Here is a 16,581-nt window from a genome sequence, read left to right as displayed (position 1 = left end):
GGGATCATCATTAGATGAGCAACTCGAGTCACCAGCCCCAGGCCTCCGAGCCGACATCCTCGGCGAGCGTCGGCGACGAGCTTGAACTGAACATCACCAACGTCGCGCACGGCGGAATCTTCATCGCCCGCCACGAGGGTCGCGTGATTTTCGTCAGCGACACCCTCCCCGGCGAACGGGTGCGCGCCCGCCTCACCGAGGCCAACCACAAGAGCTTCTGGCGCGCCGAAACGGTCACCGTCATCGACGAAGCCCCCGAACGCCAGCCGCACATCTGGAGCGCGGCATCCGTTGATCGCGCCCCCGAAGACCGCGCCGGCGGCGCAGAATTTGGCCACATCGAGCTCGGCTTTCAACGCGAACTCAAGCGCCAGGTGCTCGCCGATGCGCTGCAGCGCATGGCCGGCCTCGACACTGACGTTATCGTCGAGCCGGTTGCGGTCAGTGCGAAAGCCAGCCCCGGCGACGCGATGGACGGTACCGGATGGCGCACCAGGGTGAGCCTGCACGTGGCAGCCGATGGAACGATCGGCCCGTACGCAGCCCGCAGCCACCGGGTCATTCCGGTCGATGACCTGCCGCTCGCCGAGCACGAGCTCGAACTTCGTGCCCCGCTCGACACCCTGTTTCACAACGCGGCGAAAATCGACCTGGTCGCGCCGAGCAAGGGCGACGTGCAGGTGCTCGTCTCAGCCAAAGATATGAACGGCAAACCCAAGCGGGTGCCGCACGGTCTGATTCACGAGATCGTCGCCGACCGTGAGTTCGAACTGGACCGCTCGGGCTTCTGGCAGGTGCACTCGATGGCCGCCGACACCCTGTACCACGCGGTGCAGGACATCATCGACCCGAGCGTGTTCGATCCGCGCGCCTCCAACCTCGACCTGTACGGCGGCGTTGGCCTGCTCGCCGCGGCCGTCGGCGATAAATTCGGCCCGACGACCCGCATCACCTCGGTAGAGAGCGACTCCGAAGCGGTTGCTTTCGCCGCTCGCAACCTCAAGGAGTGGGCCGGCGCGACCGCCGAAGCCGACCGGGTCGACCGTTTTCTGCAACGACTGCTGCGCGAAGCGGATGCCGCCGAACGGGCCCGTCTCGCCGCCGCGACGGTGGTGCTCGACCCGCCGCGCTCCGGCGCCGGCAAGGCCGTCGTCGACCAGCTGGTCGCCCTCGCTCCACAACAAATCGTCTATGTGGCCTGTGACCCCGTGGCGCTCGCCCGTGACGTGGCGCTGTTTCAGAAGCAGGGTTATGAGCTGAAGAACCTGCGTGCTTTCGACCTGTTTCCCAATACCCACCACGTCGAAGCCGTCGCACTGCTCTGCAAATAGCTATCGTTGAGACCAGACAAACCGAAGGCAGCCCTACCGTGAGCCACGCAGCTACTGATTCCGCACCATCCATCCCCACCGATGCCCCCGTTCGGGTCGGAATTGTCGACGACCACGAGTCGGTGCGATTGGGCTTGCAGGCCGCCTGCGAGAACGCCGGCTACGAAGTCTTGTTCGCGGCAGCCACCGCTCAGGCGCTCGTCGACGGCCTCGCCGGCCGCCCATGCGACGTGATCGTGCTCGACCTCTCGCTCGGCGACGGGTCGCTCGTCACCGACAACGTGCACCTGGCGGCGGCCACCGGCTCCGCTGTGCTCGTACACAGCATTGCCGACCGCGTCGCTTCGGTGCGAGAAGCTCTCGCTGCCGGCGCTGCCGGAGTCATTCCCAAGTCGTCCCCGACCACCACCGTCATGGCGGCCGTCGCATCCGTTGCCCGAGGTGATGTGCTCAACAACCTCGAGTGGGCCACTGCCATCGACGCCGACCGCGACTTCGCCAAGGCACAGCTCGGTCGCCGCGAACGCGACGTGCTCCACCTCTACGCGTCGGGACTGCCGCTCAAGATGGTCGCCATGCAGCTCGGTATTGCACACTCCACCGCCCGGGAATACCTCGACCGCATTCGGGTGAAGTACGTCGAGGTCGGGCGTCCTGCTCCGACCAAGGTCGACCTGCTTCGTCGCGCCGTCGAAGATGGAATCCTGCCAGGGCTCGACGCCACCGAAGCTGACCGCGGTGCCTAAACGGGCCGCCCGCCAGGGCGACCACAACCGTCAGGGTGCCTTGGTTTCCACGACAACCCAGCCGTTCTCCGCGGTCGGTGACGACGGATTCCAGGCCGATGGCGGCCTGTTCGGCCGCGCGCGGCAGCCGCGCAACCCGATCAGCCACGCCCAGATCGAAATCGTGCTGTCGCGGTCGGTGGCCGCCGTCGCCGTGGTCTTCGCCCTGCAGGCCCTGCCGGTCATGCTTGAGCAACTCGGCAGCCGCAAAGCTTCGGCAGCGGTGCCGATTGCGATCGTTCTGGCACTGGTGATTTTGATCTTCGTCACTGCGACGCTGATCCGGCAGGGCATCCGTACGGCTGCGGGCGCAGTGTCGGCCGTGTATCTTGCCGCACTCTTTGTGTGGCCGTTGGTCATGATCGATCCCACAGTGGTACTCGAGAGTAAGCCGTGGCTCTGGTACCTCTGCGGTGTCGCCACTTCGTGCGCGGCAATTGCCCTGCCCTTCGCGTGGGCCATCGTCTACACCGTGGTTACCCCGGTCACCTTTGGGCTCGTGCGGGTGCTGCCCTCCGGCGGCGAGGCCGAGAACCTGCTCGCTGCGCTCGACACGTTCTACGCCATGCTGCTCGGCGGGACAGCACTCATCATCATCTATGTGCTGCGCCAGGCCACAACACGCGTCGATACTGCCCAGTCCAATGCGCTCGCCAAATACGCCGTAGCGGTGCGGCATCATGCTACTGAGGTTGAACGGGTTGAGGTCGACTCCATCGTGCACGACAGTGTGCTCGCGACACTTCTCTCCGCGGCCGGGGTGCGTAATGCCAAGGGAGCCGAGCTGGCCGCCGCTATGGCTCGCAGCGCCATCATCCGCTTGCAGGCAGCCAGCGGAGAGCGAAATCTCGACGATGTCACGGTCACCGTCAGCCAGCTGACGGCGCGCATTCGCTCCGCCGCGACAGCGACCGGAGTGTTCACCGTGACCGATCTGGGAGTGGAAGGCCTCACCCTTCCCGAGCACGCCGCGGAGGCTCTCTACTCGGCCAGCGTGCAGGCCATGATTAACAGCGTGCAACACGCGGGCCCCGCACAATCGCGCAGCGTCACTGTGGGCGGTGATGACCAAAGCGGATGCACCATCTGCATCAGCGACACCGGCCGCGGTTTCGACGTTTCCAGCGTCGCCAGCGCCCGTCTGGGCCTGCGCGTGTCGATCCATGACCGGGTGGCCGCCGCCGGCGGTGTGGCCGTTCTGCGCACGAGCCTTGGCCAGGGCACGACCATCACCCTCACCTGGCCGCGGCCGGACGATGCGAGCGGTGACCAGTCGGCCGAAGCGAAGGGCTCGCTGTCCGGGCCGGGCGCGGGCAATCGATAATGCCCGGTGTCGTGGTCGTTTCTCGCACCCTGGCTCTCATCGTGGCCGCTTTCTTCTCGGGCTACCATGTGCTGCTCGGCGTATATTCGCTCGACCAGCCGGTGTCCGTAGCACCGATATTGGCGGCTATGGGCCTGTTTGTCGTGGCGACGGTTGCGAGCCTCTGGACCAGCAGCCCCATACGCATGTCGCTGCCGCTGGCCCTGTTCAACGTGGGAGTCTCGGTAGCGATTCCGCTAATCGTGGGCAGCCAGCTCGATGGATCCTCCGGCAACCTCGGGTACGCCACCTGGTACGTGGCCGCGATCGGCACCCTCATGACGATCACGGCTGCCCGCAAGCGCCCACAGCTGGCCCTGCTGGGTGTCGGCGCGCTCGTGCTGCACAGTGTGATCTGGGCGGGGGTTGGCGAGCTGGGGCACATGGGCGTTATCGGCAGCGTGGTCTGGGTTGTCGCGGCCGCGCTGCTGTCGAGAGCGCTCGTAAAGGCCAGCCGGGATGCCCGCCAGTATGGAAGGGCTGAGCGGGAGGCGAGCGGATGGCACGCCGCGCAGGAGGCCCACCTCTACGAGCGCCAGGTGCGGCTGACCCACACCATGCGTCTGGCCATGCCCATGCTGCGGCGTATCAGCGAGAGCGATGGCGATCTCAGCGAGGCCGACCGCCAGGAGTGCCGACTACTCGAAGCAGCAATTCGCGATGAAATCCGTGGACGGCGTCTGCTGAACCACGCCGTGCGCGAACAGGTCATGGCCGCCCGTCGACGCGGCGCGAGCGTCACCCTGCTCGATGAAGGCGGGATAGACGATCTCAATGGTTCCGCCCTGGAGATCGTGCTCAACACCCTCGCGACTGCAATCAGCCGCACCCAGGCCGACAGGATCATCGCTCGCACATCTGCCGACAACGCGACCATCGCGGTCACCGTGGTGGGCCTTTCCAGCCCCGACCCGGCCGTCAGCGCCCTCGGACCGGACTCGTCCGGTGAAGAAGAAGTGGACCTGTGGATAGAAATCCCCCGAAAGGTCGAGCCCGCCGCCTCCGCCTAGCGGTGCGCGTGCCTAGCGGTGCGCGTGGCGCGCCGGGACAAACGCGAAAGGGGATCAGCCGAAGCTGATCCCCTAACGAGTATTCGAGAAAGGACGACAACCCGAATGCCATCCGTTCTCGCCCCCAACACATTCGCTCGCTTACCCTAGTCAGCGAATGATTGGTGGTGAAACTCAAGGAGCATCACCGAGCACCTTCAGTCTGCACTACCAAACTCGTCTGCACAGTCGGCATTTATGGGGACAGACGTACCGGTAGATGCACCCGCCTCACGCGGACGGGGCCCGGGCCCCGTCCTTGGGCCCAGTTTATAGACTGGGCCGGTGGACGGGGCCCGGGCCCCATCCGAAAGGGGGTGGGACGCGGCCGGGCAGCTAGCCGGTGAAGCCGCGCCAGCGGTTGGCGCCGGGGTGCACCGGCTCCCGCAAGGGGCGCTGGTTTTGCTGCCAGGCACTCTGACCGAGTTCCGGCGCGGCCCGACGCTCGTCGGACTCTTCCCGCAACAGACCACGGATGACGGCGGTCACCGCCGACACCTCGACATCACTCACATGCGTGGTCACGAAAACCAGCTCCGACGGGTCGAACTCTGAAGGCTTCGAATTTGGCATTACAGCGGAATGTTCCCGTGCTTCTTGGCGGGCAGGGTCGCCCGCTTGGTGCGCAGGGCGCGCAGGGCCTTGATGACCGACACGCGCGTAGCCGCCGGTTCGATGATGCCGTCGAGCTCTCCGCGTTCCGCCGCGAGAAACGGGCTGGCCACGTTGTAGGTGTACTCGTTGGCGAGGCGCGTGCGCACCGCTGCCACGTCTTCGCCGGCCTCTTCGGCCGCCTTGATCTCGGCGCGGTAGAGAATGTTCACGGCGCCCTGGCCGCCCATGACAGCGATCTCCGCGGTCGGCCAGGCCAGGTTGGTGTCGGCGCCGAGCTGCTTGGATCCCATCACGATGTACGCGCCGCCGTAGGCCTTACGCAGAATGACGGTGACCAGCGGCACGGTGGCCTCAGCGTAGGCGTAGAGCAGTTTCGCGCCGCGACGGATGATGCCGGTCCATTCCTGGTCGGTGCCCGGCAGAAAGCCGGGCACGTCGACGAGGGTGAGAATCGGGATGGAGAACGCATCGCAGAACCGCACGAAGCGTGAAGCCTTCTCGCCGGCCTCGATGTTCAGGGTTCCGGCCATGGCGTTGGGCTGGTTGGCGACGATTCCAATGGAGCGCCCCTCGACCCGGGCGAACCCCACGACGATGTTCGGCGCGTACAGCGGCTGCGTCTCGAGAAAGTCGCCGTTGTCCACGATGTGCTCGATGACGGTCTTCACGTCGTAGGGCTGGTTGGGCGAATCGGGGATGATCGTGTTGAGGCGACGGTCGGCATCCGTTGTTTCGAGCTCCACCTCGCTGTCGAACACGGGCAGCTCGGCCAGGTTATTGTCGGGCAGGTAGCTCAGCAGGGCGCGGGCGAAGTCGAGCGCGTCGGGCTCGTCGCTGGCGAGGTAGTGCGAGACGCCGGAGACCTTGTTGTGGGTGAGGGCTCCGCCGAGCTCTTCCATGCCGACATCTTCGCCGGTGACGGTCTTGATGACATCGGGGCCGGTGACGAACATCTGGCTGGTCTTGTCGACCATGATCACAAAGTCGGTCAGAGCGGGGGAGTAGACCGCGCCGCCGGCGGCCGGGCCGCAGATGATCGAGATCTGCGGAATGACACCGGATGCGGCCGTGTTGCGTCGAAAGATCTCGCCGTACTTGCCGAGGGCCACGACGCCCTCCTGGATGCGCGCTCCGCCGGAATCGAGAATGCCGATGATCGGCACACCGGTCTTCAGGGCGAGATCCATCACCTTGATGATCTTCTCGCCGGCGACCTCACCGAGCGAGCCGCCGAAGATGGTGAAGTCCTGCGAGTACACAGCCACCTGGCGGCCGTGGATGGTGCCGGTTCCGGTGACCACCGCGTCACCATATGGCCGTTTCTTCTCCATGCCAAAAGCCACGGTGCGGTGCCGCACGAACTCATCGAGCTCCACAAAAGAGCCCTGGTCGAGCAGCAGGTCCACGCGCTCGCGGGCGGTCATCTTGCCCTTGGCATGCTGCTTTTCGATGGCGGTCGCCCCGCTGGCGGTCACGGCTTCGTGATAACGCAGCTTGAGGTCGGCGAGTTTTCCCGCCGTCGTATACAGGTCGGGTGCCGCGGCGGGCGTCTTATCAGTCACCGTTTCACTCTACCGGCACCCCCCGCACGCTCCCCGTTGACGATGTTCCACAACTTTTCCGGCCAACACTGCACGTTTCCCCCTTCAGCGGTCCATCGGCCAGCCGAAACCCTTCCGCCAGGTTCAGAACTCCTGCAATTTGGTCAGAAACACCTCGAAATAGGTGTTTTGAGGCCATATTCGACAGAATTGCAGGAGTTATGCCGACGAGAGGGTCGCCACCATGGAGTTTTCGCTCAGCCGCACCGAGGTGAGCCGGTTCGAGTACCGTTCCGAGGCCGCCTCGACCAACGATGTGCTCAAAGAACACGCCACAGCGGATGCCGCCGCCTGGCCCGACCTCTCGGTTGTAGTCACCGACAACCAGACCCAGGGGCGTGGCCGGCTCGGCCGCGTCTGGTTGGCCCCGACCGGCAAGGCCCTGGCCATCTCCGTGCTCGTGCGCCCGGAGGTGCCGCCGCACGCCCTCGGCTGGTTCCCCCTGCTGGCCGGCGCCGCCATGACCCGCGCCGTGAAATCAGTCGTCGAGGCGAGCATGAAGCCGGTCGAAGGGGTCAAAGAAGCCGAGGACCCCCGCCACGATACAACCCTGAAATGGCCCAATGACGTACTGATCGACGGCTATAAGGTGTGCGGCATCCTGTGCGAGCTCCTGCCCGACGGGAAGGGCATCATCATCGGCGCCGGTCTCAACCTCTCCCTCGACGAACACGATCTGCCCACCCTCACGTCCACCTCGCTGCTGCTGGTCACCCGCACAGCGCCCGACCCCGATCAGGTGCTCGCCGCCTACCTGCACGAGCTCGTAACGCTCTACGAAGCCTTCGTGAAAGCACACGGTGACGCAGAGACGAGCGGCCTGCATACCGCCGTCTCCGCGCTCTGCGGCACGCTCGGCAGTGTCGTGCGCGTGGAACTGCCCGGCGGCACCGACCTGGTCGGCACCGCCACCGGCATTGACGCTGACGGCCGGCTGACCGTCGTCAACCAGGTCGATGGCGAGGAACGGTCTGTCGCCGCTGGCGATGTCACCCACCTGAGGTATTAATAGAGGTAATGAAGAAGAAAACGCAGGGCGAGACCAACGAGACCGAATCCTCCGGCTATGCCCGCGAGAGCCGGCCAGAGAAGGTCGTGGCTCGCCTGCGCCCGCACGCCCGCGTCCTGGTCTGGCCAACACTGCTCCTGTTCGCCCTGGCCGGTGGCACCGGGTACTTCTTCGGCAACATGGCGGAGCCGTGGCAGAACGCCGCTGTGCTCGGCGGCGCCATCGCGCTCGCCGTAATCGGCTGGCTGCTGCCGCTCGGCGCCTGGCTCACGAAGCGCTACACGATCACCACCCGTCGCATCATCTTTCGCCACGGATTCTTCGTGCGCACCCGCCAGGAGCTATTGCACAGCCGCGGCTACGACGTGAGCGTGCGGCAGAACTGGGTGCAGGCCGGGTTTCACTCGGGCACGGTCCTGATCAATTCGGGGCTGGAGCATCCGCTGGTCTTGAAAGACGTTCCCAACGTCGACCTCGTGCAGAGCGCGCTGCACGACCTCATGGAAAAGGCGAGCACCGTCATCGGCTCTCGCCGGCAGGAGCAGTCAGCCCACTCCGACGAGTCAGCGTTCTGGGGTCGCCGCTAACCGAACAGCCCCGGTGCGGGTACTGACCGAACCGATACCAGCGGATGCCGGCGCCCCGCTCCGGCTCGGTGCAAACACCCAGTAGCGGTAGAGCGTGAAGCGAAACATCGCCCCGAGCAGCAGGCCGACGACGTTGCCCGAGATGTTGTCGGCGAGAAGGCTGGTGTAGCCGAGCACGTAATGGCTGAACCACAGGCAGGCGATGCCAATGCCCATGCCCACGAGGCTCACCGCGAGAAACTCCACGCCCTCCCGGGCCGTGTGATCCTGGCGGTTCTTGCTGAAGGTCCAGTAACGGTTGCCGAGCCAGTTCACCAGAATGGCCAGCACCGTCGAGATGATCTTGGCGTAGATGGGGCCGGCGTGTACCTCGGTGGAATCCAGCACGGTGGTGAGAAGCAGGTTGAACACCGTGAAGTCCACCACGAAGCCCAGCGCACCGACGGCGCCGAACTTGAGTCCCTGGCTCAGGAAACTGAGCAGGCGCTGCTTCGGGGTGATCGACATGCGTCCGTCCGACGTTCGGTAAAGTGGGCTAGAAAGCACTCAAGTCTCGAAGTCTACGGCGAACTGAAATTTACGGGCCGAGTTTGACGTGCGTTTAGCTGAACGCTTGCAGAGAAAATGGTGAACAGATGGCTTTGACCGTCGGTGTGATTGGAGCGGGCCAGCTCGCCCGCATGATGATTCCCGCGGCCGTGAACCTCGGCATTGAGCTGAAGGTTCTCGCCGAAGCCGATGGTATGTCCGCCGACCTCGCTGCCGTGAGTGTCGGTGACTATCGCGACCTGGCCACGGTTCTCGCGTTCGCGAAGACCGTCGATGTGATCACCTTCGACCACGAACACGTGCCGCAGGAGATTCTGCGCGAACTCGTGCGCGAGGGAGTCACGGTGCGCCCCGGCCCCGACGCCCTGCTCTACGCGCAAGACAAGCTACTGATGCGCGAAAAGCTCGCCGAGCTGGGGCTGCCGGTGCCGGATTGGGCGCGCATCGTTGACGTCGCCGGGCTCGCCGAATTTCTCAGCAATCACGGCGGCCGCGCCGTCGTCAAGACCGCCCGCGGCGGCTACGACGGCAAGGGTGTGCGCGTGGTCAGCCACGAACATGACGTTGACGACTGGTTTCAGGCCCTCGCCGAAGACGGCAACGGCGGCGCGCTTCTGGTCGAAGAGCTCGTGCACTTCAGCCGTGAGCTGGCCCAGGTGGTTGCCCGCCGCCCGAGCGGGGAGATCGCGGTTTGGCCGGTCGTGGAGACCGTGCAACGCGACGGCGTCTGCGCCGAGGTCATCGCGCCGGCCCCCCAGTCCGTGGGCCGGATCGCCGACGTGGCTACCGACATCGCGGTGGCCGTGGCCGAGGGCATCGGCGTCACCGGGGTGCTCGCCGTAGAGCTGTTTCAAACAACGGATGAGCGCCTCCTCATCAATGAATTGGCGATGCGCCCGCACAACAGCGGTCACTGGTCGATTGACGGCGCGACCACGAGCCAGTTCGAGCAACACCTGCGGGCGGTGCTTGACCTGCCGCTCGGTGCGACCGGTGCCAGGGACCCGTGGACGGTCATGGTGAACATCTTCGGCGGGCCAGCCTCAGGCTCGCTGAGTGACCGTTACGCGGCGGGCCTGGCGCAGCATCCGCTCGTGAAGGTGCACAACTATGGCAAGGCATCACGGCCCGGCCGCAAGGTGGGCCATGTCACGGCGGGCGGCGACGATCTCGACGAAGTTGCCTACCAAGCGCGTGCCACTGCACAATTCTTTCAGCAGTGAGCAATAGGATCATTTGCGTGCCAGACAACACCGAGACATTTAACGAGCCCGCGAGCTTTAGCGCGCCGCTCGTCGGCTTGGTCATGGGCAGCGACTCCGACTTCACCGTTATGAGCGCCGCAGCACAGACTCTCACTGACTTCGGGGTGGCGCACGAGGTGCAGGTGGTTTCGGCGCACCGCACCCCAGAGAAAATGCTCGACTATGGGCGCAGCGCGCAGGCCCGCGGCCTCAAGGTAATCATCGCCGGAGCCGGGGGAGCCGCGCACCTGCCCGGCATGCTCGCCGCCATGACCACTCTGCCGGTGGTGGGGGTGCCCGTTCCGCTCGGGCTGCTCGACGGCCTCGACTCGTTGCTGTCGATCGTGCAGATGCCAGCTGGCGTGCCCGTCGCGACGGTCTCGATCGGCGGGGCGAAGAACGCCGCGCTGATTGCGATCAAGATTCTCGCCACGAGCGATGACGCGCTGCGCCACAAACTCGAAGACTATTCGGTGCAGCTCGCAGATTTGGTCGAGCAGAAGAACCGGGACCTCCAGACGCGATTATGAGCAGTGTGACAGACCCGATCCGGCACCCGAATTCCGGCTCCGCACGCATTATGACGACGCGTGCGTGGTGGCTTGTCGTACTCAATTTCGTTCTGCCCGGTTCGGCGCAGGTGCTGGCCGGCAACCGCCGCCTCGGCCGATTCGGCCTCCGCGCCTCCCTCACCCTGGTCACCGCTGCGATCATTGTCGGCGTGATCTACCTGTTTTGGCCCGAGGCCGTGCTCACCGTGTTCACCAACACGATCGGCCTGTGGGCAGCCGCCGCTGTGCTCGCCTTCTACGCGCTTACCTGGCTCGTGCTCACCGTCAACACCCTCGGCCTGATCAACCTGCGCCGCGCCGCGCCCGGCGCCCGCCCGATCATCGCAGCGTTCTCCGCGGCGCTCATGGTCGTCGTCTGCGGAACCGCCGGCTACGGCGCCTTCTTCGCCACCTCGGCGAGCGGATTCCTCTCCTCCGTGTTCGTGGCCGGCCCGAGCGAACCGCCGGTCGATGGCCGCTACAACATCCTGCTGCTCGGCGGTGACGCCGGCGCCGACCGCGACGGCCTGCGCCCCGACAGTATGTCGGTGGTCAGCATCGACGCCACGACCGGCCAGGCCACCACCATTAGCATGCCGCGCAACCTCGAGGACGTGCCGTTCTCGGCTGGGTCTTCGCTCGGAGCGCTCTACCCAGAGGGCTACGGTTCCATCGACGGATGCGACGTGTCGGGTGGCTGCATGCTCAACGCCATCTTCACCGAGGCCGAGCTGAAACGCCCCGAGTACTACCCGAACGCGGTGGCCGAGGGCAGTTCCCCCGGTGTTCAGGCCACGCTCGAGGCGGCCCAAGGCATCACCGGACTCACCATTCAGTACTTCGTACTCATCGATATGCAGGGCTTCTCCGAACTTATTGATGCTCTCGGTGGTGTCGACATCGACGTGCAGAACCGCGTTCCGGTGCACACCGACGAGTACTTCAACAAGGTGTTGTTCTGGTTCGAGCCGGGCATGCAGCACATGGACGGCTACCACGCCCTCTGGTTTGCCCGCTCACGGCATGGCACCAGCGATTACGACCGCATGCAACGCCAGACCCAGATGCAGGAGGCCCTGCTCGCGCAGGCCAGCCCGGCGAACGTGCTCACCAAGTTTCAGGGTGTGGCCGCGGCCAGCTCCCGCGTCGTGAAGACCGACGTTCCCCAGGGCATGCTCGGCTACTTCGTGAACCTCGCGTCGAAGACCAAGGAACTGCCGGTTATCTCGGTGCCGCTTATCCCCGAGAACGGCGTCGACCCCGAAGACCCCGACTACTCCGCCATCCAGGCCATGATCGCCGCAGCTCTGGAGCCGGCGCCCACCCCGACCCCGTAACTCGGCACTCGCCCGTTACTCGGCGCCACTGCGGCGAAACGAGAACTTCTTGTGCCCGAAGAAGCTCAGCAGCGTCGTGACCACGAGAATGATCAACTGGGCGAGCAGCGGCGGCACCCGCGCGACTTCCACCAGCAGCGGCAGCGCGGCCGCGTTGATTGCAATCGCGACCAGGTAGACGCTCACGAACCGGGCGAAGTCCCGCAGCACGTGACCGCGCACCACGAATACAAACCGCCGGTAGAGCACGAAAGCCAGAGTTATGCCGACCACGTACGAGAGGGCGAGGCTGATCAGGTAGCCGAGGTAGACATCCGCGAAAACCCAGAGGGTGAAGGCTGAGAAGACCAGATACCCGACGAGCGTGTTCGTGGCGCCGACCGCGAGAAAGCGAACCCGCTGGTCTTGCAGAAGCCTCAGCATCAAGGGCTACAGGTCCGCGTGCAGCTGCCAGACCCGCTCGGCGGAGTCCCGCCAGCTGAAGGCTCGCGACCGGTCGCCGCCGAAGATGGTCATGCGGTTGCGCAGCGCGCTGTCGCCGAGCACCCGGTTGACGGCGTCCTGAAGTCGTTCGGGGTACCCCTTTGACGACCGCTCCACCGCGACGCCAGCGTCACCGGCTGCTTCCAGCAGGGCGGGGGCGTCGGAGTGTACGACCGGCGTGCCGAGGTGGAACGCCTCGATGATCGGCAACGCGAAGCCTTCTTCGAGGCTCGGGTAGACGAACACGCTCGCCCGGGCAATCACCACGGCCAGGTCGGAGTCGCTCAGCCCCGACATCGCGCGCACCCGCCCGGGCGCCAGCCCGGCTTCATCGGCGACCGAGGCCAGGTCGAGTTCTCCCCAGGTGTCCGGGCCGAGCACGATCAGTGGCAGGTCCGGTGCGCCGGGCAGCCCGAGCGCCGTGATCAGCGCAGTGACGGCCTTGCGCGGGTCGAGCGACCCGGAGGTCAAAATGTACTGCGAGGGGAGCCCCAGGGCTTGCAGGCGCTCCTCAACCAGGGGAATGGCCGGCAGTACGAGCCCGCGCCCCACAGCGCCGCCGATCACCCGCACCCGGTCGTCCAGATCCATGATGTCGGTCAGCTGCCGCGCGACGGCGTGGCTCGGCACGACGATCGCGTCGGCGTGCTTGCGGGCGCGCTTGAGCATTCCCTTGGTCCAGGCCACGGTGGCCGGGGTCAGTGACGACGGATGCGTCCACGCGAGCACATCATGCAAGGTCACGGCAATCTGGGTGCCGTCCTCCGCCCGGTCGTGGCGACGCAGCGGAGCGAGCAGTCCGGGCGCGTGAATCAGACCGGTGCCCGACGACGCCGTCACGCCGAGGGCCCAGGCCGCAGCGAGTTCGCGGCGGGCCAGCGAGGTCTTGTGCAGGTTCGCCAGGCCCGGCAGCGCCGCCTCAATCAGTTCATACTGTGCCGGAGTCGACGACGAGACGATACCCTCGACCTCACACCCGGCCGGAGCGTTAGTAATCAACGCGCGGGTGAGTTCGTCGGTGTAACGACCGACACCGCCCGGAACCGGGGCGACCATCTGGTCGACAACTACCCGCAGAGTGATCATGCTGTTTCGAAGACCCCCGCAGCAAAGGCGGCAGCCTGGGCGTCCTGCCAGCCTCGCATCGGCTCAAGCCCGGCGGCCGCCCAATTAGCGTGGCCGAGCACGGAGTACGCGGGCCTGGGCGCCGGCAGCACGAAGGCCGAGCTATCGGTCGGCAGCACGCGTTCCGGGTCGAACCCGGCCAGGGAGAACACGTCACGAGCCTGGTCGAACTTCGAAGCCACCCCGGCGTTCGTGCCGTGGTAAATGCCGACCGGCGCATCGGAGTCCAGCAGCAGCACGATCTGCGCAGCCAGGTCAACCGTCCACGTAGGCTGCCCAACCTGGTCGTTGACGACGTTCAACGTGTCACGCGTGCCAGCGGCTTTAAGCATGGTCTTGGCGAAGTTCGGACCGTTTTTGCCATACAGCCAGGCAGTGCGCACGATGTAGCTCCGCGCGCCGTTCTCGGCGACCACAAAGTCCTCTCCGGCAGCCTTCGTGCGGCCATAAGCCGAGATTGGGCTGTGCGGCGTGTTCTCGGCGTAGGGAGTGGTCGCGCTGCCATCAAAGACGTAGTCCGTCGAGATCTGCACGAGCTTCGCGTGCATAGCGGATGCCGCCACCGCCAGGTTCCGCGACCCCACCGCGTTCACCTGGTAGGCCTCGTCTTCGTTCGTTTCGGCGTCGTCGACCTTGGTGTAGGCGGCACAGTTGATGATGACGTCGTGCCCGGCTACGGCGGCCTTGACCGCGTCGAGGTCGGTTACGTCGAGGTCGTTCCGGCCGAGGGCCGTCACGTCGCGGCCGGCTAGAGCCGTCTGTAGGTCGAGCCCCAGCATGCCGGTGGCCCCGGTGATCAGGTAGCGGGTCATGTTAGTTCAGCGCCGCACGAGCCTTGAGCGGTTCCCACCACTGGCGGTTGTCACGGTACCACTGCACGACATCGGCGAGGCCCTGCTCGAACGGGACCTCGGGGGCATACCCCAGTTCGGCTTGAATCTTGGAAATGTCGACCGAGTAGCGCAGATCGTGGCCGAGACGGTCGGCGACGCGGTCGACGTATGACCAGTCCTTGCCGGTCGAGTCGAGCAGCAGCTGGGTGAGCTCCTTATTGGTGAGCTCGGTGCCGCCGCCAATGTTGTAGATCTCGCCAGCGCGCCCGCCGACGAGCACCATGGCAATAGCGCGGGTGTGGTCGTCCACGTGCAGCCAGTCGCGAATGTTGTTGCCCTCGCCGTAGAGGGGAACGTGCAGGTCGTCGATCAGGTTGCTGACGAAGAGGGGAATGACCTTTTCGGGGAAGTGATACGGGCCGTAGTTGTTCGAACAGCGCGTGATCGACACGTTGAGGCCGTGGGTGCGGTGATAGCTGCGGGCGAGCAGGTCGCTGCCGGCCTTCGACGCGCTGTAGGGGGAGTTCGGTTCGAGCGCCCGCTCCTCGTTCCAAGAGCCTTCGGCGATGGAGCCGTAGACCTCGTCGGTGGAGACGTGCACGAACCGAGCGAGCTTGTGGCGAAGCGCCGCGTCGAGCAGCTGCTGGGTGCCCAGCACGTTGGTCTCAACGAAGATCGTCGAGTCCATTACCGAGCGGTCAACGTGCGACTCGGCGGCGAAGTGCACGACCGCGTCGAGCCCGGGAAGCAGCGTGTCGAGTAGTTTGCCGTCGCGAATGTCGCCGTGCACAAAGGAGTAGCGCGGTGAATCGGCGATCGGGGCGAGGTTTTCGAGGTTGCCCGAGTAGGTCAGTGCGTCGAGCACGACAACTTCGGCGCCTTCGAGGCCCGGGTACTTGTCTTCAATCGTGCGTCGCACAAAGTTGGAGCCGATAAAACCGGCGCCGCCGGTGACGAGGATCTTCATACTTATTTATGCCTGTCTGTAATCGTGAGCTGGCCAAGCCACTCTATCGGGCTATGGGGAAGAGATCATGGTCAGCGACTCGCCTCTGTGCTGCGAGCTCGATTCAGGAGTTCTGCGCTCGTTCGGGTCGAAGGATAAGATCAGTTGGTTGAGTCGAGTTGCCAGACGGTTTCGACAGGAATGAGACTTACAGATGCGTGCACTCCTCACAGGCGGCAATGGAATGCTGGCTCGAAGTATTCAGTCGGCATGGCGTCTGCAAGGACGCGATGATGAGCTTGTGGTTGCCACGAGGTCGACGGCAGATCTCACTGATTCACGGGCGACACACGCGCTGATTGACAAAGTTCAGCCCGACGTCATTCTGCACGCCGCCGCGCACGTTGGCGGAATCGCGGCCAATATCGCCAATCCCACGGCATTCCTCATGGACAATCTCCTCATCGACACGAGCGTGCTGAAGTCTGCTGTCGACGTCGGCGTGCCCCGGTTGCTCTACTTCGGAAGCTCATGCATGTATCCGCGCGACTATCGTCAGCCTCTCGTGGAATCGGATGTGCTCGCAGCACCGTTAGAGCCGACGAATGAGGGGTACGCTCTGTCGAAGATCGCTGGCGCGAAATTTTGCGAGTATGTTTCGACGCAACTCGGCTTGAGCTACCGGGTCATCATCCCGTCAAACCTCTATGGCCCCGACGACGATTACTCGCTGGGGCAGGGACACCTGGTCGCCGCTGCGATTGCAAAAGTGCACGCTGCCAAGCTCTCCGGACAATCAACGATTGACGTCTGGGGGGACGGCACCGCTCGACGGGAATTTACCTTTGTTGGCGACCTCGCGGACTGGGTCGTTGCGAATCTCGATGGTATGGAAGCTTGGCCTGACATGTTGAACGTCGGTTTTGGCAGTGACCACACCGTCCTCGAGTACTACCAGGCGGCCATGGACGTCGTTGGTTTCCAAGGCAAACTGGTCCCAGACCCAAGCAAGCCATCCGGCATGCACCAGAAACTGATGAGTTCTGAACGTGCAAAGGAATTCGGATGGGCGCCCAGCACCCGACTCCACGACGGCATGCGAATCGCCTACCAACGTTTCCTCGCTACATCATCCTGATCAACATCGCTTCCATGATTCAAAAGAGAAAAGAC

The 16,581-nt window shown here is 65.0% G+C and carries 17 protein-coding genes; 10 read left to right on the top strand and 7 right to left on the bottom strand.

What is annotated here, in order from left to right; genetic code table 11:
* The first annotated feature begins 14 nt into the window (after positions 1–14).
* The 4 genes from E3T39_RS04740 to E3T39_RS04725 are packed head-to-tail and all read left to right on the top strand — an operon-like array spanning position 15 to position 4,489.
* Positions 15–1,331, top strand: a complete 1,317-nt coding sequence (locus tag E3T39_RS04740) for a class I SAM-dependent RNA methyltransferase (protein WP_134513591.1) — start codon at positions 15–17, stop codon at positions 1,329–1,331.
* Positions 1,332–1,369: 38 nt separating this feature from the next.
* The gene (locus E3T39_RS04735) at positions 1,370–2,077 is read left to right on the top strand and encodes a response regulator transcription factor (RefSeq protein WP_134513590.1); all 708 of its coding nucleotides are present in this window, start codon (positions 1,370–1,372) and stop codon (positions 2,075–2,077) included.
* On the top strand, positions 2,070–3,440 hold the full coding sequence (locus E3T39_RS04730) for a sensor histidine kinase (protein ID WP_134513589.1): 1,371 nt from the start codon (positions 2,070–2,072) through the stop codon (positions 3,438–3,440). The genes E3T39_RS04735 and E3T39_RS04730 overlap by 8 nt, the downstream gene beginning before the upstream one ends.
* 11 nt (positions 3,441–3,451) lie before the next feature.
* Positions 3,452–4,489 (top strand): hypothetical protein, encoded by a 1,038-nt coding sequence (locus E3T39_RS04725; RefSeq protein WP_241979520.1) that lies wholly within the window; start codon positions 3,452–3,454, stop codon positions 4,487–4,489.
* A 375-nt stretch (positions 4,490–4,864) separates the two neighbouring features.
* Here the strand turns inward: E3T39_RS04725 and E3T39_RS04720 are convergent, their stop codons facing one another.
* Together E3T39_RS04720 and E3T39_RS04715 are read right to left on the bottom strand one after the other, a co-directional pair.
* On the bottom strand, positions 4,865–5,101 hold the full coding sequence (locus E3T39_RS04720) for an acyl-CoA carboxylase subunit epsilon (protein WP_134513587.1): 237 nt from the start codon (positions 5,099–5,101) through the stop codon (positions 4,865–4,867).
* Positions 5,101–6,705, bottom strand: coding sequence for an acyl-CoA carboxylase subunit beta (locus E3T39_RS04715; protein WP_134513586.1), 1,605 nt, complete (start codon positions 6,703–6,705; stop codon positions 5,101–5,103). The genes E3T39_RS04720 and E3T39_RS04715 overlap by 1 nt, the downstream gene beginning before the upstream one ends.
* A 223-nt stretch (positions 6,706–6,928) precedes the next feature.
* On the opposite strand from E3T39_RS04715, the gene E3T39_RS04710 reads away from it, so the two are divergent.
* Positions 6,929–7,753 carry a biotin--[acetyl-CoA-carboxylase] ligase gene (locus E3T39_RS04710; RefSeq protein WP_134513585.1) on the top strand — a complete coding sequence of 275 codons (825 nt, stop codon included), beginning with the start codon at positions 6,929–6,931 and terminating at the stop codon, positions 7,751–7,753.
* An 8-nt stretch (positions 7,754–7,761) separates the two neighbouring features.
* A complete protein-coding gene (locus E3T39_RS04705) occupies positions 7,762–8,340 on the top strand; it encodes a PH domain-containing protein (protein ID WP_241979519.1) in 579 nt (192 codons plus the stop codon).
* Here the strand turns inward: E3T39_RS04705 and E3T39_RS04700 are convergent.
* The gene (locus E3T39_RS04700) at positions 8,317–8,847 is read right to left on the bottom strand and encodes a GtrA family protein (protein WP_134513584.1); all 531 of its coding nucleotides are present in this window, start codon (positions 8,845–8,847) and stop codon (positions 8,317–8,319) included. The two genes, E3T39_RS04705 and E3T39_RS04700, sit on opposite strands and share 24 nt — an antisense overlap.
* 128 nt (positions 8,848–8,975) lie before the next feature.
* Between E3T39_RS04700 and E3T39_RS04695 the strand changes: the two genes are divergently transcribed.
* From E3T39_RS04695 to E3T39_RS04685, 3 genes are all read left to right on the top strand, one after another.
* Positions 8,976–10,112: a 5-(carboxyamino)imidazole ribonucleotide synthase gene (locus E3T39_RS04695; RefSeq protein WP_134513583.1), complete on the top strand. Its 1,137-nt coding sequence runs from the start codon at positions 8,976–8,978 to the stop codon at positions 10,110–10,112.
* A gap of 83 nt (positions 10,113–10,195) precedes the next feature.
* Entirely contained in the window at positions 10,196–10,663 is a 468-nt protein-coding gene (gene purE / locus E3T39_RS04690; protein WP_104192198.1) for a 5-(carboxyamino)imidazole ribonucleotide mutase, read from the top strand.
* A complete protein-coding gene (locus tag E3T39_RS04685; protein WP_241979518.1) occupies positions 10,660–12,021 on the top strand; it encodes an LCP family protein in 1,362 nt (453 codons plus the stop codon). The genes purE and E3T39_RS04685 overlap by 4 nt, the downstream gene beginning before the upstream one ends.
* 15 nt (positions 12,022–12,036) lie before the next feature.
* Here the strand turns inward: E3T39_RS04685 and E3T39_RS04680 are convergent, their stop codons facing one another.
* Genes E3T39_RS04680 through rfbB form a run of 4 tightly spaced genes read right to left on the bottom strand, consistent with a single transcriptional unit; the run spans position 12,037 to position 15,429 of the window.
* Complete coding sequence (locus E3T39_RS04680; RefSeq protein WP_134513582.1) at positions 12,037–12,444, bottom strand: GtrA family protein; 408 nt, start codon at positions 12,442–12,444, stop codon at positions 12,037–12,039.
* A 6-nt stretch (positions 12,445–12,450) separates the two neighbouring features.
* Complete coding sequence (locus tag E3T39_RS04675) at positions 12,451–13,590, bottom strand: glycosyltransferase family 4 protein (RefSeq protein ID WP_134513581.1); 1,140 nt, start codon at positions 13,588–13,590, stop codon at positions 12,451–12,453.
* Entirely contained in the window at positions 13,587–14,441 is an 855-nt protein-coding gene (gene rfbD / locus E3T39_RS04670; protein WP_134513580.1) for a dTDP-4-dehydrorhamnose reductase, read from the bottom strand. Before rfbD ends, E3T39_RS04675 begins: the two co-directional genes overlap by 4 nt.
* A 1-nt stretch (position 14,442) precedes the next feature.
* Positions 14,443–15,429: a dTDP-glucose 4,6-dehydratase gene (gene rfbB / locus E3T39_RS04665; RefSeq protein ID WP_134513579.1), complete on the bottom strand. Its 987-nt coding sequence runs from the start codon at positions 15,427–15,429 to the stop codon at positions 14,443–14,445.
* Positions 15,430–15,622: 193 nt separating this feature from the next.
* Between rfbB and E3T39_RS04660 the strand changes: the two genes are divergently transcribed.
* Positions 15,623–16,546 (top strand): NAD-dependent epimerase/dehydratase family protein, encoded by a 924-nt coding sequence (locus tag E3T39_RS04660; protein WP_134513578.1) that lies wholly within the window; start codon positions 15,623–15,625, stop codon positions 16,544–16,546.
* Positions 16,547–16,581: the final 35 nt, after the last annotated feature.

The organism is Cryobacterium suzukii, from assembly GCF_004403185.1.
Taxonomy (GTDB): Bacteria; Actinomycetota; Actinomycetes; order Actinomycetales; family Microbacteriaceae; genus Cryobacterium; species Cryobacterium suzukii.
This window is presented reverse-complemented; position numbering and strand designations above follow the sequence as displayed.

Coding starts and splice junctions, on each gene's coding strand:
- E3T39_RS04660 (WP_134513578.1), top strand. CDS start 15,623: ATGCGTGCACTCCTCACAGGCGGCAATGGAATGCTGGCTCGAAGTATT.
- E3T39_RS04685 (WP_241979518.1), top strand. CDS start 10,660: ATGAGCAGTGTGACAGACCCGATCCGGCACCCGAATTCCGGCTCCGCA.
- E3T39_RS04695 (WP_134513583.1), top strand. CDS start 8,976: ATGGCTTTGACCGTCGGTGTGATTGGAGCGGGCCAGCTCGCCCGCATG.
- E3T39_RS04720 (WP_134513587.1), bottom strand. CDS start 5,101: ATGCCAAATTCGAAGCCTTCAGAGTTCGACCCGTCGGAGCTGGTTTTC.
- E3T39_RS04700 (WP_134513584.1), bottom strand. CDS start 8,847: ATGTCGATCACCCCGAAGCAGCGCCTGCTCAGTTTCCTGAGCCAGGGA.
- rfbD (WP_134513580.1), bottom strand. CDS start 14,441: ATGACCCGCTACCTGATCACCGGGGCCACCGGCATGCTGGGGCTCGAC.
- E3T39_RS04680 (WP_134513582.1), bottom strand. CDS start 12,444: ATGCTGAGGCTTCTGCAAGACCAGCGGGTTCGCTTTCTCGCGGTCGGC.
- E3T39_RS04675 (WP_134513581.1), bottom strand. CDS start 13,590: ATGATCACTCTGCGGGTAGTTGTCGACCAGATGGTCGCCCCGGTTCCG.
- purE (WP_104192198.1), top strand. CDS start 10,196: ATGGGCAGCGACTCCGACTTCACCGTTATGAGCGCCGCAGCACAGACT.
- E3T39_RS04710 (WP_134513585.1), top strand. CDS start 6,929: ATGGAGTTTTCGCTCAGCCGCACCGAGGTGAGCCGGTTCGAGTACCGT.
- E3T39_RS04740 (WP_134513591.1), top strand. CDS start 15: ATGAGCAACTCGAGTCACCAGCCCCAGGCCTCCGAGCCGACATCCTCG.
- E3T39_RS04705 (WP_241979519.1), top strand. CDS start 7,762: ATGAAGAAGAAAACGCAGGGCGAGACCAACGAGACCGAATCCTCCGGC.
- rfbB (WP_134513579.1), bottom strand. CDS start 15,429: ATGAAGATCCTCGTCACCGGCGGCGCCGGTTTTATCGGCTCCAACTTT.